Annotated in this window: 12 protein-coding genes and 1 tRNA gene; 8 read left to right on the top strand and 5 right to left on the bottom strand. The window is 46.5% G+C overall.

Annotated elements, in window-relative coordinates:
* Positions 1–14 precede the first annotated feature (14 nt).
* Both nth and rsxB read right to left on the bottom strand, forming a co-directional pair.
* Entirely contained in the window at positions 15–662 is a 648-nt protein-coding gene (gene nth / locus H8K36_RS00360; protein ID WP_186915616.1) for an endonuclease III, read from the bottom strand.
* Positions 659–1,351 carry an electron transport complex subunit RsxB gene (gene rsxB, locus H8K36_RS00365; RefSeq protein WP_186915615.1) on the bottom strand — a complete coding sequence of 231 codons (693 nt, stop codon included), beginning with the start codon at positions 1,349–1,351 and terminating at the stop codon, positions 659–661. The genes nth and rsxB overlap by 4 nt, the downstream gene beginning before the upstream one ends.
* Positions 1,352–1,708: 357 nt before the next feature.
* Between rsxB and carA the strand changes: the two genes are divergently transcribed.
* From carA to greA, 3 genes are all read left to right on the top strand, one after another.
* Entirely contained in the window at positions 1,709–2,878 is a 1,170-nt protein-coding gene (gene carA / locus H8K36_RS00370) for a glutamine-hydrolyzing carbamoyl-phosphate synthase small subunit (RefSeq protein ID WP_329604208.1), read from the top strand.
* A 1-nt stretch (position 2,879) separates the two neighbouring features.
* On the top strand, positions 2,880–6,098 hold the full coding sequence (gene carB, locus H8K36_RS00375) for a carbamoyl-phosphate synthase large subunit (RefSeq protein WP_186915613.1): 3,219 nt from the start codon (positions 2,880–2,882) through the stop codon (positions 6,096–6,098).
* A 186-nt stretch (positions 6,099–6,284) separates the two neighbouring features.
* The gene (gene greA, locus H8K36_RS00380; protein ID WP_186915612.1) at positions 6,285–6,761 is read left to right on the top strand and encodes a transcription elongation factor GreA; all 477 of its coding nucleotides are present in this window, start codon (positions 6,285–6,287) and stop codon (positions 6,759–6,761) included.
* A 77-nt stretch (positions 6,762–6,838) separates the two neighbouring features.
* Here the strand turns inward: greA and H8K36_RS00385 are convergent, their stop codons facing one another.
* Positions 6,839–7,354 carry a YhbY family RNA-binding protein gene (locus H8K36_RS00385; protein ID WP_186915611.1) on the bottom strand — a complete coding sequence of 172 codons (516 nt, stop codon included), beginning with the start codon at positions 7,352–7,354 and terminating at the stop codon, positions 6,839–6,841.
* 32 nt (positions 7,355–7,386) lie between these two features.
* Between H8K36_RS00385 and H8K36_RS00390 the strand changes: the two genes are divergently transcribed.
* The 5 genes from H8K36_RS00390 to H8K36_RS00410 all read left to right on the top strand — a co-directional run bounded on the left by H8K36_RS00390 (position 7,387) and on the right by H8K36_RS00410 (position 12,584).
* Positions 7,387–8,031: an RlmE family RNA methyltransferase gene (locus H8K36_RS00390; RefSeq protein WP_186915610.1), complete on the top strand. Its 645-nt coding sequence runs from the start codon at positions 7,387–7,389 to the stop codon at positions 8,029–8,031.
* A 172-nt stretch (positions 8,032–8,203) separates the two neighbouring features.
* Positions 8,204–10,081, top strand: coding sequence for an ATP-dependent zinc metalloprotease FtsH (gene ftsH / locus H8K36_RS00395; protein WP_186915802.1), 1,878 nt, complete (start codon positions 8,204–8,206; stop codon positions 10,079–10,081).
* A gap of 73 nt (positions 10,082–10,154) precedes the next feature.
* Positions 10,155–11,030 (top strand): dihydropteroate synthase, encoded by an 876-nt coding sequence (gene folP / locus H8K36_RS00400; protein WP_186915609.1) that lies wholly within the window; start codon positions 10,155–10,157, stop codon positions 11,028–11,030.
* 17 nt (positions 11,031–11,047) lie between these two features.
* Positions 11,048–12,385: a phosphoglucosamine mutase gene (gene glmM / locus H8K36_RS00405; protein WP_186915608.1), complete on the top strand. Its 1,338-nt coding sequence runs from the start codon at positions 11,048–11,050 to the stop codon at positions 12,383–12,385.
* A gap of 122 nt (positions 12,386–12,507) precedes the next feature.
* Positions 12,508–12,584: transfer RNA gene (locus tag H8K36_RS00410), tRNA-Arg, on the top strand.
* A gap of 63 nt (positions 12,585–12,647) precedes the next feature.
* Here H8K36_RS00410 and H8K36_RS00415 read toward each other — a convergent pair.
* Positions 12,648–13,091 (bottom strand): DUF4124 domain-containing protein, encoded by a 444-nt coding sequence (locus H8K36_RS00415; protein ID WP_186915607.1) that lies wholly within the window; start codon positions 13,089–13,091, stop codon positions 12,648–12,650.
* 9 nt (positions 13,092–13,100) lie between these two features.
* A complete protein-coding gene (locus H8K36_RS00420) occupies positions 13,101–14,507 on the bottom strand; it encodes an FAD-binding oxidoreductase (RefSeq protein WP_186915606.1) in 1,407 nt (468 codons plus the stop codon).
* Between the last annotated feature and the right edge of the window lie 18 nt (positions 14,508–14,525).

Below are 14,525 nucleotides of genomic sequence, written 5' to 3' on the forward strand. Positions count from 1 at the left end.
TAATTAAAACGCCTTTACACAGATTCTGGTAAAGGCGTTTTTTCTTTGTATTCGCAAAGATCTTGAATCATGCAGTTCCAGCACTTCGGCGTGCGGGCGAGACAGGTATAGCGTCCGTGCAAGATGAGCCAGTGATGGGCGTCGAGTTTAAATTCCTTAGGTACAAACTTGAGTAGTTTCTGTTCAACTACATCGACATTTTTGCCTGGCGCAATGCCGGTGCGATTGGATACTCGAAAAATGTGTGTATCGACTGCGATAGTCGCTTCGCCAAATGCGGTATTGAGAACGACATTGGCGGTTTTGCGGCCAACGCCTGGCAGCGCTTCGAGCGCTTCGCGATTGCGCGGAACTTGTCCCTGGTGCTGCTCAAGCAAAATGCGGCAGGTCTCAATGGTATTTTTGGCCTTGGTTCTGAAAAGGCCGATGGTTTGGATGTAGGGGATCAAGCCATCGACACCCAATTTGAATATGGAATCAGGCGTATTGGCGATAGGGTAGAGCCGTCGTGTCGCCTTATTTACCGAGACGTCGGTGGCTTGAGCAGATAAAAGCACAGCGATCAAAAGTTCAAATGGGCTCGTGTATTCAAGCTCAGTTGTGGGGTGAGGATTTTCATTGCGCAAGCGGGAAAAAATCTCATGGCGCTTTTGCTCATTCATTTTTGCGTCTCGTCCAATTGGCTGTTGCTTGGGTTTTTCTTAAGGGCGGCTTTGCGAATCGCATCGGCAATGATTCTGCGTTTGCGTTCTTTTTCATCGAGTTCCGCTTGTGTTTCAGGGATTTCCGCGTTAACTAGCTTTAGTTTTTCTTGTGCCTTCAATGCAAGGCGAGCTTCATTCTCTTGCTTTTCACGAACGAGACGTATTTCACGGGCTTCAAAGCGCTCACGTGCTGCTTGAGCCTGTTCGTTTGACCAAGCGTCCCATCCTGTCGCACTACTGTCTTCGTAAATCATCGTGATGCAGTCGACTGGACAGGGTTCAACGCAGAGATCGCAACCAGTGCAGAGCTCTGGAATGACCGTGTGCATTTGTTTGTTTGCACCCATGATGGCATCGACTGGGCAGGCTTGTATGCATAGCGTGCATCCTATGCATACGTTTTCATCTATAAATGCGACTGGGCGGGGACGTTCCAGTCCATGCTCAATATTGAGTTGGATTGCTGGTTTTTGAATTGCCAAAGCAATTCTATTGATGCCCTCTGCACCGCCTGGAGGGCATTGGTTGAAGTTGGCTTTGTTGCTCGCAATTGCTTCTGCATAAGATCTGCAATTGGGGAATCCGCATTTGGTGCATTGCGTTTGCGGCAAGATGTTGTTAATTTGATCTGCTAATATTGAAAACACGGTTGAATAATTTCATGCAGGAAAAACCTTATTATCCGGATAAACGCATGCTTCACCAAATCTTTTGCGACTTTTGTTTAGCCTGTTGATTAAAGCAGGTTTCCTGTCGAATGCCGGATCTTGTTCGGGAAAGATGGTGGTTTTGCATTCACTTCGATTGCTTGGGGGCTCTAAATGCGCTATAATTCGAGGGTTTAGCTTATTCAAATCTCGTCGTAGCGCATATCCAAAAAATCACTCTCTACTTTGATAGTTTCTCATTCTCTGGATAGCGCAATACTATTTAGGGACAGTCAGTAACGATCGATGTTTTGGCGCGCAGCGACGGTAACACTACAGGAGTTGCCCTTGCTGCCCATTCCGCAGTCCTTAAGTTCCAATCCCGATGCCATCGCCATTCTTGCCCTCGCTGACGGCACGATTTTTACAGGCGTTTCCATCGGTGCCAACGGACACACTATCGGTGAAGTCGTCTTCAATACCTCCATGACTGGTTATCAGGAAATTTTGACTGATCCTAGTTATAGCTCTCAAATCGTTACTCTAACCTATCCACATATCGGTAATACCGGTATTAATAGTGAAGACGTCGAGTCTGAAAAAATTCATGCTGCAGGTTTGATTATTAAAGACTTACCGATGCAAGTGTCTAATTTCCGCTCTGAGCAATCTTTGTCTGACTACTTAAAGTCGCAAAACATTGTGGCAATCGCTGGTATTGATACGCGAAAATTGACGCGTATCTTGCGCGAAAAAGGTGCGCAAGGTGGCGCGATTTTGGTCGGTGCGGATGCAGCAAAAGCATTAGAGTTAGCAAAAACTTTCCCAGGTTTGTCTGGCATGGATTTGGCAAAAGTCGTTTCAGTGACGAAGTCCTACGAATGGACCGAATCCGAATGGAAGCTAGGTCAAGGTTACGGAAAATTGGCGAATCCTGAGTTCCACGTAGTGGCTTTTGATTTCGGCGTAAAGCGCAATATCTTGCGCATGTTGGCTGAGCGTGGTTGCAAAGTCACGGTATTGCCAGCGCAATCGAGCGCAGCAGACGTGTTGGCCTTGAATCCGGATGGTGTGTTCTTGTCGAATGGTCCTGGTGATCCAGAGCCATGTGATTACGCCATTGCAGCAGCTAAAGAATTAATTGAAAAAGGTATTCCTACTTTCGGTATCTGCTTAGGTCATCAAATTATGGCTTTGGCTTCAGGCGCGAAAACCCTGAAGATGAAGTTTGGTCACCACGGTGCGAATCACCCAGTGCAAGATCTCGATAGTAAACAAGTCTTGATCACTTCTCAAAACCACGGCTTTGCAGTGGATGCGAGTTCTTTACCAGACAACTGCCGCGTGACACACGTGTCTTTGTTTGACGGTTCATTGCAAGGATTTGCGCGTACAGATAAACCGGCATTCTGCTTCCAGGGACATCCTGAAGCTTCACCAGGTCCGCATGATATTGCTTACCTGTTTGATCGTTTCACGTCCTTGATGAAAGTTGCAAAGTCAGCTGCAACGATGGAGAAGAATTAAAATGCCAAAACGTATTGATATAAAAAGTATTCTGATTATTGGTGCTGGTCCGATCGTAATTGGCCAAGCATGTGAGTTCGACTATTCTGGTGCACAAGCTTGTAAAGCGTTACGTGAAGAAGGCTATAAAGTTATTTTGGTCAATAGCAATCCTGCGACCATCATGACCGATCCCGAGATGGCCGACGTTACATACATTGAACCAATCACTTGGCAGATCGTTGAACGCATTATCGATAAAGAGCGTCCAGATGCAATTTTGCCGACGATGGGTGGTCAAACGGCGTTGAACTGCGCCTTGGATCTGCATCGTCATGGTGTACTTGAAAAGTACAAGTGCGAGTTGATTGGCGCGACACCAGAAGCCATTGATAAAGCCGAAGATCGTTCGAAATTTAAAGAGGCGATGACCAAGATTGGTTTGGGTTCTGCGCGTTCTGGCGTAGCTCATACTATGGATGAATCTTGGGAAGTGCAAAAACGCATTGGTTTCCCAGTCATTATTCGCCCATCTTTCACAATGGGTGGAACCGGTGGCGGTATCGCTTACAACGAGGAAGAATTCGAAACGATCTGTAAGCGTGGTCTGGAAGCCTCTCCAACTAGTGAATTATTGATTGAAGAGTCTCTGATCGGTTGGAAAGAATACGAGATGGAAGTTGTCCGCGATAAAGCGGATAACTGCATTATCGTTTGCTCAATCGAAAACTTAGATCCAATGGGCGTACATACTGGTGACTCTATCACTGTGGCGCCAGCGCAGACTTTGACTGATAAAGAATATCAAATCATGCGTAATGCCTCTTTGGCAGTGTTGCGTGAAATTGGTGTTGATACCGGTGGTTCGAATGTGCAGTTCTCAGTTAATCCTGAAGATGGACGCATGATCGTTATTGAGATGAATCCACGTGTCTCTCGCTCATCGGCTTTGGCTTCGAAAGCCACTGGTTTTCCGATCGCGAAAATCGCAGCGAAATTGGCAGTGGGCTTTACGCTCGACGAATTGCGCAATGAAATTACCGGCGGTCAAACACCAGCATCGTTCGAGCCTTCGATCGACTACGTCGTGACTAAGATCCCGCGTTTCGCATTTGAAAAATTCCCGACTGCAGACAATCGTTTAACGACACAAATGAAGTCTGTCGGTGAAGTGATGGCCATCGGTCGTACATTCCAAGAATCCTTCCAAAAAGCCTTGCGTGGTTTGGAAGTTGGCGTAGATGGAATGAACGAGAAGACGACAGACCGCGAAGTGTTAGAAAAAGAATTGGGTGCGCCTGGTCCTGATCGTATTTGGTACGTCGGTGATGCTTTTGCTCAAGGCTTCACAGTGGAAGAAGTTCATCAATTGACGCGTATCGACCCATGGTTCTTGGTGCAAATTAAAGATATCGTTGATATCGAATTGTGGTTGGAAACGCAGTCGCTCGACGCTATCAGCAAAGAAGTGTTGTTGAAATTGAAGAAAAAAGGTTTTTCTGATCGTCGTTTGGCAAAGCTCTTGAAAACAACCGCAGCTGCGGTTCGTGCGCAACGTAAGGCATTGAATGTACGTCCTGTGTATAAGCGCGTCGATACTTGTGCCGGTGAGTTCGCGACGAATACGGCGTATATGTACTCAACCTATGAAGAAGAGTGTGAGTCTGCTCCAACCGATAAGAAGAAGATTATGGTTTTGGGTGGCGGCCCGAACCGTATTGGCCAAGGTATCGAGTTCGATTACTGCTGCGTTCATGCAGCATTCGCGATGCGTGACGACGGTTATGAAACCATCATGGTCAACTGTAACCCGGAAACAGTCTCGACTGACTACGACACTTCTGATCGTTTGTACTTCGAGCCCTTGACTCTAGAAGATGTGTTGGAAATCGTTGAGCTGGAAAAACCAGTCGGCGTGATCGTGCAATACGGTGGTCAAACGCCGTTGAAATTGGCATTGGAATTAGAAGCTAATGGTGTGCCGATTATCGGTACCTCGCCAGATATGATCGATGCTGCGGAAGATCGTGAACGTTTCCAAAAAATGTTGCAAGACCTAGGGTTGCGTCAGCCGCCAAATCGTACTGCGCGTACAGAAGAAGAGGCTTTGGCCTTGGCGCAGGAGATTGGTTATCCATTGGTGGTTCGTCCATCCTACGTTTTGGGCGGCCGTGCGATGGAAATCGTGCACGAACAACGTGACCTCGAGCGCTACATGCGCGAAGCGGTTAAAGTTTCCCACGATTCGCCAGTATTGCTTGACCGCTTCTTGAACGATGCGATCGAAGTTGACGTTGATTGCTTGTCAGACGGCACTCGCACCTTTATCGGTGGCGTGATGGAACACATTGAACAAGCAGGTGTTCACTCTGGTGACTCTGCATGTTCATTGCCGCCTTACTCATTGAAACAAGCAACAATCGATGAACTCAAACGTCAAACGAGTTTGATGGCAAAAGGCTTGAACGTCGTTGGTTTGATGAACGTACAGTTTGCGATCCAGCAAAAAGATGGCGAAGACATCGTTTATGTACTTGAAGTGAATCCTCGCGCATCACGCACGGTTCCTTATGTTTCTAAGGTTACTGGCTTGCAATTGGCGAAGATTGCTGCTCGTTGCATGGTGGGACAGTCTTTGGATTCTCAAGGCATCTACAAAGAAGTGGTTCCTTCCTACTTCAGTGTTAAAGAGGCAGTATTCCCATTCGTGAAGTTCCCGGGTGTTGATACGATTCTTGGTCCAGAGATGAAATCCACTGGCGAAGTGATGGGCGTTGGCCGCACGTTTGGCGAAGCTTTTGTAAAATCACAGATGGGTGCGGGTATTAAGTTGCCAACTTCAGGCAAAGTTTTCCTGACTGTGAAAAATGCGGATAAGCCACGTGCTATTAACATTGCCAAGAATTTGGTCGCGATGGGCTTTGAGTTGTTGGCAACAAAAGGCACTGCGGCAGCAATTTCGGCTGCTGGCGTGCCATGTGCACCAGTGAACAAGGTTGCTGAGGGACGTCCACACGTTGTCGATATGCTTAAAAACCGCGAAATCGTGATGGTCATCAATACGGTTGAAGAGAAGCGTAATGCAATTGCAGATTCTCGCTCAATTCGTGTGGCGGCCTTGGGATCTGGTGCAACGACTATCACGACGATTGCAGGTGCTGAGGCGGCGGTGGAAGGTATGCGTCATCTCAATCAATTGCATGTCTATGATTTACAAGGTCTGCATAAGTCTTTACACTAAGCAAAAATCGAGATCGCTGTGATGGCGATCTTAACGATTTCAAGAAGTAAATGCTGAGGTCACAACAGGTAACGTGATGCGTTATCTCTGTGACCTCTCTATTTTTGGTGCGGTAATTTTTGTGGTCGAATTACCGATAGTGCAGAAAGCACAATATTTTTAACCTTTTACATTGAGTAGTAAGCTATGAGTACAGTACCCCTGACAAAATTTGGTGCAGAATTGCTCAAGCAAGAGTTGCATAAGCTGAAGACGAAAGAACGTCCTGAAGTGATTAATGCGATTGCTGAAGCGCGCGCACAAGGCGACTTGTCTGAGAATGCGGAATACGACGCGGCAAAAGAGCGTCAAGCTTTTATCGAAGGCCGTATTGCCGAACTTGATAGCAAGTTGAGCGCAGCACAAATCATTGATCCAACGGAATTGGATGCAGAAGGTCGCGTTGTCTTTGCTTCAACAGTTCACCTCGAGGACTTGGAAAACGGGCAAAAAGTTACGTATCAAATCGTCGGTGAAGACGAGGCCGACTTGAAGTTGAGTAAAGTCTCAATTACTTCTCCAATTGCACGCGCGTTGATTGGTAAATACGCAGGTGATGTGGTTGGCGTTCAAGCACCAGCAGGCGTTCGAGAATACGAAATTTTAGAAGTGCAATACATCTAAATTGCGCTTGTCGCTAAAAACAAAGGGCACTCGCTGTGCCCTTTGTTTTGTATGAAGTGTTCACGAGTGTGTCAGTATTAAGCAGCTGACTTTTTGACACTCTTTTGACGCGGTTTAGCACGCTTGATGTTACCACCTTGGGTCACGCGTTCGTTGCCTTTGACCAGAACCTTAGAAACAGATGGTTTTTTTGTGCCACTTGCGCTAGGCTTAACTACTGTCACTTCCCGTAAACCCTTACCGCGTTTGACGAATTTTGTTTCTTTCGTGCCTTCTAATTTGGGACGGTAAATAACCAGTAACTTGCCGATGTGTTGTACTGGTTCGGCACCAAGTTCGGTGCAGATTGTTTCGTACATTTCGATGCGTGCTTCACGGTCATCACCGAAAACGCGCACCTTAATGAGACCATGAGAATTCAAACTCGCATCGATTTCTTTTTTGACTGATGCAGTAAGGCCCGCTTCACCAATGATGACTGTAGGTTTCAACCCATGAGCTTCCGCACGCAATTCGCTACGTTCAGCAGGGGTGAGTTTCGATTTTAGTTTTGATTTTAGTGTTGAAGTTGCGGTTGTAGCTTCGTTTGACATATAAATTCCTTTAAAAGCAGTATTTTACGCCAATGGCCAAGAATAAATTCAATCAAAATTGGGTTCACGATCATATTAATGATCCTTATGTGAAATTAGCACAAAAAGAGGGCTTCCGGTCACGTGCTGTGTATAAGCTTAAAGAGATAGATGAAAATGAGAAACTGATCAAAAGTGGTCAAATTATTGTCGATCTTGGGGCGACGCCCGGGGGATGGTCTCAGTATGTGAGGCAGAAACTCTCTGGTAAAGAGGGTGGCGGCATTCATGGTGCAATTTATGCACTGGATTTGTTACCGATGGAGCCAATCGCAGATGTTGAGTTCATCCAGGGAGATTTTCGTGAAGAAACCATTCTCGCCCAGTTAGAAACTCATCTTGAAGGAAAAAAAGTTGACATAGTATTATCCGATATGGCGCCCAATCTTTCGGGTAACTCCACAACGGATGCAGCGCGAGTTGAGTATATCATCGAGCTAGCAGTGGATTTTGCTAAGGCTCACTTGAAACCAAATGGTGCGTTGTTGGTCAAATGTTTCCATGGTCCGAGCTATAATACGCTCGTAACGCTATTTAAAAACGAGTTCAAGATTGTGGCGAACAAAAAGCCCAAAGCGAGTAAAGATAAGTCGGCAGAAGTGTTTTTGCTTGGCAAAGGCTTAAAAAATTCAAATTAAGGCGATTTACCCCTTGATAATTGTCAAGCTCGCCAGCATATCAACTGCAGCAAGCTCTATTCATTACGAGTAGAATAAACGTTTACCAGTGCAAGTTGTTTTGCGTGATTAAAATGGACCGCGGCACTTTGTACAAAAATGCACCCAAGGAGTTTTCGTGAATAATTCAAATATGACCAAACTGGCGATGTGGGGAGTTGTGTTATTGATCCTCTTCATGGTCATTAACAATTTCACCAGTAAGAACCTCGCTGCAGGTGCGACTATAGTTGGTTATTCTGATTTCTTGGATGATGTGAAATCCAAGCGAATTAAAGAAGCGACATTCGATGACTCGACCTTCTCCATTGTCGGAACAACACAAGATGGTAAGAAAGTCAAAGCTCAAGTGCCTCGTCAAGAGCGAGGATTGGTTAAGGATCTCGTAGATAACAACATCAAATTTGATGCGAAAGCACCAGATGAACCTTCATTTATTGAGAAGATTTTGTGGAGCTATGGCCCAATTTTGTTATTGATAGGTGTCTGGATTTTCTTCATGCGTCAGATGCAAGGAGGAGGCAAGGGTGGTGCATTCTCTTTCGGTAAATCAAAAGCTCGTATGCTCGATGAGACCAACAACCATGTTACCTTTGCCGATGTCGCAGGATGTGATGAAGCTAAAGAAGAGGTAAGTGAGGTAGTCGATTTCTTGCGAGATCCAAGTAAGTTTCAGAAGCTCGGTGGACGTATTCCACGTGGTGTATTGATGGTAGGTCCTCCAGGTACTGGTAAGACTTTGTTGGCGCGTGCTATTGCAGGTGAAGCGAAAGTCCCATTCTTTACTATTTCCGGCTCAGATTTCGTCGAAATGTTCGTTGGTGTTGGTGCATCACGTGTTCGCGACATGTTCGATAACGCAAAGAAGCATGCTCCTTGTATTATTTTTATTGATGAGATTGATGCGGTAGGTCGTCATCGCGGTGCAGGTATGGGTGGTGGTAATGATGAGCGCGAACAAACTCTGAACCAAATGTTGGTGGAGATGGATGGTTTCGAGCCGAACTCTGGCGTCATTGTTATTGCTGCTACTAACCGCTCCGATGTATTGGACAAAGCATTGTTGCGCCCAGGTCGTTTTGATCGCCAAGTGACGGTTGGTTTGCCGGATATTCGTGGACGTGAGCAAATCTTGAACGTACACATGCGTAAGGTTCCTATTGCCCCAGATGTGCGAGCTGATATTTTGGCGCGCGGTACGCCAGGCTTCTCCGGTGCTGATCTCGCCAATTTGGTTAATGAGTCTGCTTTGTTTGCTGCACGTCGCAATAAGCGTTTGGTGGAGATGCAAGACTTTGAAGACGCAAAAGACAAAATCTACATGGGGCCAGAGCGCAAATCTATGGTGATGCGTGAAGATGAGCGTACCAACACGGCTTATCATGAATCTGGTCATGCAGTGGTTGCGAAACTGTTGCCTAAGGCTGATCCGGTTCATAAAGTCACGATTATGCCGCGCGGCAATGCACTCGGCTTGACATGGCAGTTGCCAGAGCATGACCAAATTAGTGGCTACAAAGACAAAATGTTGGAAGAGATCGCGATCTTGTTTGGTGGCCGTATCGCAGAAGAGATTTTTGTTGGTCAGATGTCGACAGGCGCATCGAATGACTTCTCACGGGCGACTAAGTTAGCTCGTGCCATGGTGACGCGTTTTGGTATGTCGGATACCTTGGGCGTGATGGTATATGAAGATAGTCAAGATCAAGGTTACTTCGGCGGCAGTTCCAAGACAATCTCTGAAGCAACTCAGCAAAAAGTAGATGCTGAAATTCGGACTATTCTCGACGCGCAGTACGCCATCGCACGCGGTTTATTGGAAGAGAATCGTGACAAAGTCGAAGCGATGACGAAAGCGCTGTTGGAGTGGGAAACGATCGATGCTGAGCAGATCAATGACATCATGAAGGGTATTGAACCAACACCACCGAAGTCGGTTTCGTCTGTGCGTAAATCTTCTTCAGATACACCTCCAGGTGGTGTGTCGCCAAATGCAACTGCACCGGCCTAATCGTCGATTGTAAGAGCGCTTTATTGTTCAATGTATATGCTAGGGTGGGGAGTGATCCTCACCCTAAATTTTTATGACGACAGCTTTTTTTGACTGCGGACGATATCGTTTCCGCATGCATTCCTCGGATCCTGCGATACGAGTGAAACCATTGGTGATGGGTGTTTTAAATGTAACACCGGACTCATTTTCGGATGGTGGAAAATATCAATCTTTAGATCACGCTTTGTCACATGCAGAGCAGATGATAGAGCAGGGTGTCGACATTATCGACATTGGTGGTGAATCAAGTCGGCCTGGTTCGGCGCCTGTATCGTTGGAAGATGAGTTGCATCGAGTCATACCTTTGGTTTACGCCTTGCGAGATTCTGGTCGCGCAATCTCGGTAGATACTTACAAGCCCGAGGTAATGCGCGAAGCCATCATTGCCGGCGCTGATATGATCAACGATATCCGCGGATTTGGTTCGATCGCGGCACGTGAAGCCGTGTTGAATAGTGATGTGGGCCTCTGTGTCATGCATATGCAGAATTCACCAACAGACATGCAGGTCGCTCCACAGTATCTGAACGTCTTCGCTGAAGTGTCTGATTTTTTGAAGCTTCATACAAATGAATTGATTCGTTTGGGAGTAGAACGTTCGCGTCTTTGCGTCGATCCTGGTTTCGGCTTTGGGAAAACTCTGGAGCATAATCTTGAGCTTTTACGCAAGATAAAGAGCTTGAAGATTGAGCTTGATTTGCCTGTTCTCGCAGGCTTATCACGTAAATCCATGATTGGTGCTATTACCGAGAAACCAGTTGAGCACAGGCTCGCTGGCAGCTTGTCTGCAGCGCTTGCAGCGTATGCTCAAGGCACGCAAATCATACGGGTTCATGATGTTGCCGAAACGGTTGATGCTCTCAAAGTATGGGATGCGGTTTACAATAAGAATAACGAAGCCCTATAAGAAAGGATAAGAAAATTATGGCGAGAAAATATTTCGGTACGGATGGTATTCGCGGCAAGGTTGGTGTTAAGCCAATTACCCCTGATTTTGTGATGCGTCTTGGTTATGCTGCCGGTAAAGTGTTGGCACAGCTTGATCAATCAGGGACGACAAAGCCGACAGTATTGATTGGTAAAGATACTCGTGTGTCTGGCTACATGTTAGAGGCAGCACTAGAGGCAGGTTTTGCGGCTGCGGGGGTTGATGTGATGCTGTCTGGCCCTATGCCGACACCGGCAATTGCCTACTTGACTCGCGCACTGCGCTTATCTGCGGGCGTCGTGATCTCGGCATCACATAATCCGTATGACGATAACGGCATCAAGTTTTTTTCCGCACAAGGTACAAAGCTTCCAGACGACGTTGAATTGGCGATTGAGGCAGAGTTGGATCAAGAAATGCAATGCGTTAGCTCTGATAAGTTGGGTAAGGCTAAGCGACTACGCGATGCAAATGGGCGTTATATCGAATTTTGTAAGAGCACCTATCCTAATGAATTGGATTTGCGGGGAATGAAAATTGTGGTCGACTGCGCGCATGGTGCGGCATACGACATTGCGCCACACGTATTTCATGAGCTTGGTGCTGAAGTGATTGCCATCGGAAATCAACCTAATGGTTTCAATATTAACGACAAAGTTGGAGCAACCGCACCGGATGCATTGTCGTTAGCGGTGAGAGCAAATCATGCTGACTTAGGTATCGCTTTGGATGGCGATGCAGACCGTCTGCTTATGGTCGATAAAAACGGCAAGATTTATGATGGTGATCAGCTTCTCTATCTGATGGTATTAGATCGTCTTGCGATCGGGCCTGTGGCCGGTGCCGTCGGCACCTTGATGACAAATATGGCAGTCGAGTTGGCATTTAATAAGTTAGGAGTTGGCTTCGCACGTGCCAAAGTTGGCGATCGTTATGTCTTGGAATTGATGCAACAGAATAATTGGTTGCTGGGCGGGGAAGGGTCTGGGCATTTGCTGTGTCTTGATAAGCACACCACTGGTGATGGTATCGTGTCGGCGTTACAGGTTTTATCAGCTCTCAAACGCAATGGTAAGTCACTGGATCAATGTTTTGATGATTTGCAGTTATTTCCCCAAGTTCTGATTAACGTAAGAGTGACACCCGGTTTTGATTGGCAAAAAAATGAGCACTTGGTTTCTGAGAAGGCTGCAGTGGAAAAAGAATTAGTAGGTAAAGGGCGAGTGCTGATACGAGCATCGGGAACAGAGCCGTTGATTCGAGTGATGGTTGAGACTTCTGATGCTAACGATGCGCAACGCTTGGCTAGACGGCTTGCTGATTGTATTAAGTAGTATTTGCCCAGTTTTGAATTAGTTTAGGCGAGGATTAGTGTCCCGCATGGCTTGAATATAGAGGGGATACCCTGTAATATTCAGCCTTCTGATTTTTGCGCGTCCCGCGCAAGAATATGTGTGCGTCGGTAGCTCAGTTGGATAGAGCAATGCCCTTCTAAGGCATGGGTCGGGGGTTCGAACCCCTCCCGACGCGCCAGTATCTCTCCCGCTCCCGCACTTCGCTATGCGTCATTCCAAATCTCAATTATAGCGAGTTCGGTTATTTGCAGCTTAGTGCGTATACCTCTTCACTTCGTTTTAATTTTGTTTTCGCTTGCGCTTGATTCTTAGGCTTGGCATTTCGATAGTCCTCCTTTGCCCAATCTATATGCATCTTTAGATTGTCACAACGCTTGCGTGTGGCTGCAGCTTGCTTTGCCAGTGCTCGGTTCTGTGCATCGAGCTTTGCTTCTTCTGCATGGCGAATTTTGATTAATCGATCGTATTCTTTTTGTCTGACTTGATTATCTTTGAAGGCCTTTTTTTGATCTTCTGCGTTTGGTGTATAAGTCTTTATGTTTTGCGATTCACTAATTCTTCCATCGCAAGGAGTTTGGCTGAAACTTGTGACACCGTTCTTGCTGCACTTGTACACCTGCGTATCTGCTTGTAGGTTTGCTATGGGGGCGACCAATAAAAATGCGAGCATCAACAAAGTTTTCATTTTGTTGTCCTAAAAAATTTTTCCAGGGTTCATTAAATTATGGGGGTCAAGCGCCGATTTTATTTGTCGCATCATCGCCAATTCAACTGGCGATTTGTAGCGTTGAAGTTCATCTTTTTTCAACTCGCCTATCCCATGTTCCGCTGAAATTGATCCATCAAATTGATGGACTAGGTCATGCACAACTCGATTTACTTCGCATTGCTTTTCGAGAAAAATTTCAGATGAGATTTCTATTGGCGGGGACACGTTGTAGTGAAGATTGCCATCGCCAAGGTGACCGAAGGTGACTAACTGGCAGCCTGGGTAAGCGGTGCTGAGTGCAGCATCGCAAACCTTAACAAATTCAGCAATGCGGGAGATGGGCAGAGATACATCATGTTTGATGTTTTTACCTTGTCTCGCTTGTGCTTCTGAGATTGACTCTCTTGTCTTCCAGCAGTTTGCTGCTTGAGATAAGGTCTGTGCGATCGCCGCATCCCGTATCAAGGCTTGATTGAAAGCGATTTCTATACTGGATTCGAGCTTACGGGAGCTATTGTCGAATGTGTCAGTATTTGATAACTCAAGAAGAACGTAATACGCAGTTTTCTCGTAAAAGATGCGAGAAACTTGAGGTATGTGTTGGAGGACCAGTTCGAGACTGCAACTGTTAATTAGTTCGAAAGCGGTGAGGCTATCAGCGTGATATCGCTGCATCAGGTGCAGCAGTTGAAGTGCATTTTCTACGTTGTCGAGCGAGATAAAGGCCGTGACCACGCTTGTTGGTTTAGGGAATAACTTCAGCACCGCTGCGGTGATGATACCAAGAGTTCCTTCTGCGCCGATGAATACATCCCGAAGATCGTATCCAGTATTATCTTTGCGTAGGCTGCGTAGACCATTCCAGATATGACCTTCGGCGGTAACTACTTCTAACCCTAAACAAAGTTCACGCGTATTTCCATAGCGAAGTACGGCGGTTCCGCCTGCATTGGTCGAAAGATTGCCGCCAATCGTGCAACTGCCTTCGGAAGCCAGCGATAGAGGAAATAATCTTTGGTGCTGATCGGCGGTGTTTTGGATTACGTTAAGGAGGCATCCAGCTTCGACGGTCATCGTGTTATTGTCGATATCAACTTGCCGCACCTGATTGAGTCGCTTCAAAGAAAGAAGGACCGCAGCTCCCGATGAATCTGGAATGCTTCCAAAGACCAGGCCCGTGTTGCCGCCTTGCGGTGTGATGGCTATACGACGTTCGCTACAGAGTTTTACAAGCCCGGCAACCTGCTCAGTGTTTGCCGGCAATAGAACCGCGCATGCTTTTCCTTTCCGTCTTTGTCGCCATTCGCTCAAATAGACCGCTTGTTGATCGATATCAGTGAGCACGTATCGCTCGCCAATGAGATCTCGACAATGTTGGAGGAAGTTGTTCATGCTTGTGTTGTCAGATAA

This window comes from Affinundibacterium nitidum (assembly GCF_014284155.1).
Taxonomy (GTDB): Bacteria; Pseudomonadota; Gammaproteobacteria; order Burkholderiales; family Burkholderiaceae_D; genus Undibacterium; species Undibacterium nitidum.

Bases quoted from the DNA above. Each gene is read 5' to 3' on its own strand.
- H8K36_RS00415 (WP_186915607.1), bottom strand. From the start codon at position 13,091: ATGAAAACTTTGTTGATGCTCGCATTTTTATTGGTCGCCCCCATAGCA.
- H8K36_RS00385 (WP_186915611.1), bottom strand. From the start codon at position 7,354: ATGTCAAACGAAGCTACAACCGCAACTTCAACACTAAAATCAAAACTA.
- ftsH (WP_186915802.1), top strand. From the start codon at position 8,204: ATGACCAAACTGGCGATGTGGGGAGTTGTGTTATTGATCCTCTTCATG.
- greA (WP_186915612.1), top strand. From the start codon at position 6,285: ATGAGTACAGTACCCCTGACAAAATTTGGTGCAGAATTGCTCAAGCAA.
- glmM (WP_186915608.1), top strand. From the start codon at position 11,048: ATGGCGAGAAAATATTTCGGTACGGATGGTATTCGCGGCAAGGTTGGT.
- H8K36_RS00390 (WP_186915610.1), top strand. From the start codon at position 7,387: ATGGCCAAGAATAAATTCAATCAAAATTGGGTTCACGATCATATTAAT.
- H8K36_RS00420 (WP_186915606.1), bottom strand. From the start codon at position 14,507: ATGAACAACTTCCTCCAACATTGTCGAGATCTCATTGGCGAGCGATAC.
- nth (WP_186915616.1), bottom strand. From the start codon at position 662: ATGAATGAGCAAAAGCGCCATGAGATTTTTTCCCGCTTGCGCAATGAA.
- carB (WP_186915613.1), top strand. From the start codon at position 2,880: ATGCCAAAACGTATTGATATAAAAAGTATTCTGATTATTGGTGCTGGT.
- folP (WP_186915609.1), top strand. From the start codon at position 10,155: ATGACGACAGCTTTTTTTGACTGCGGACGATATCGTTTCCGCATGCAT.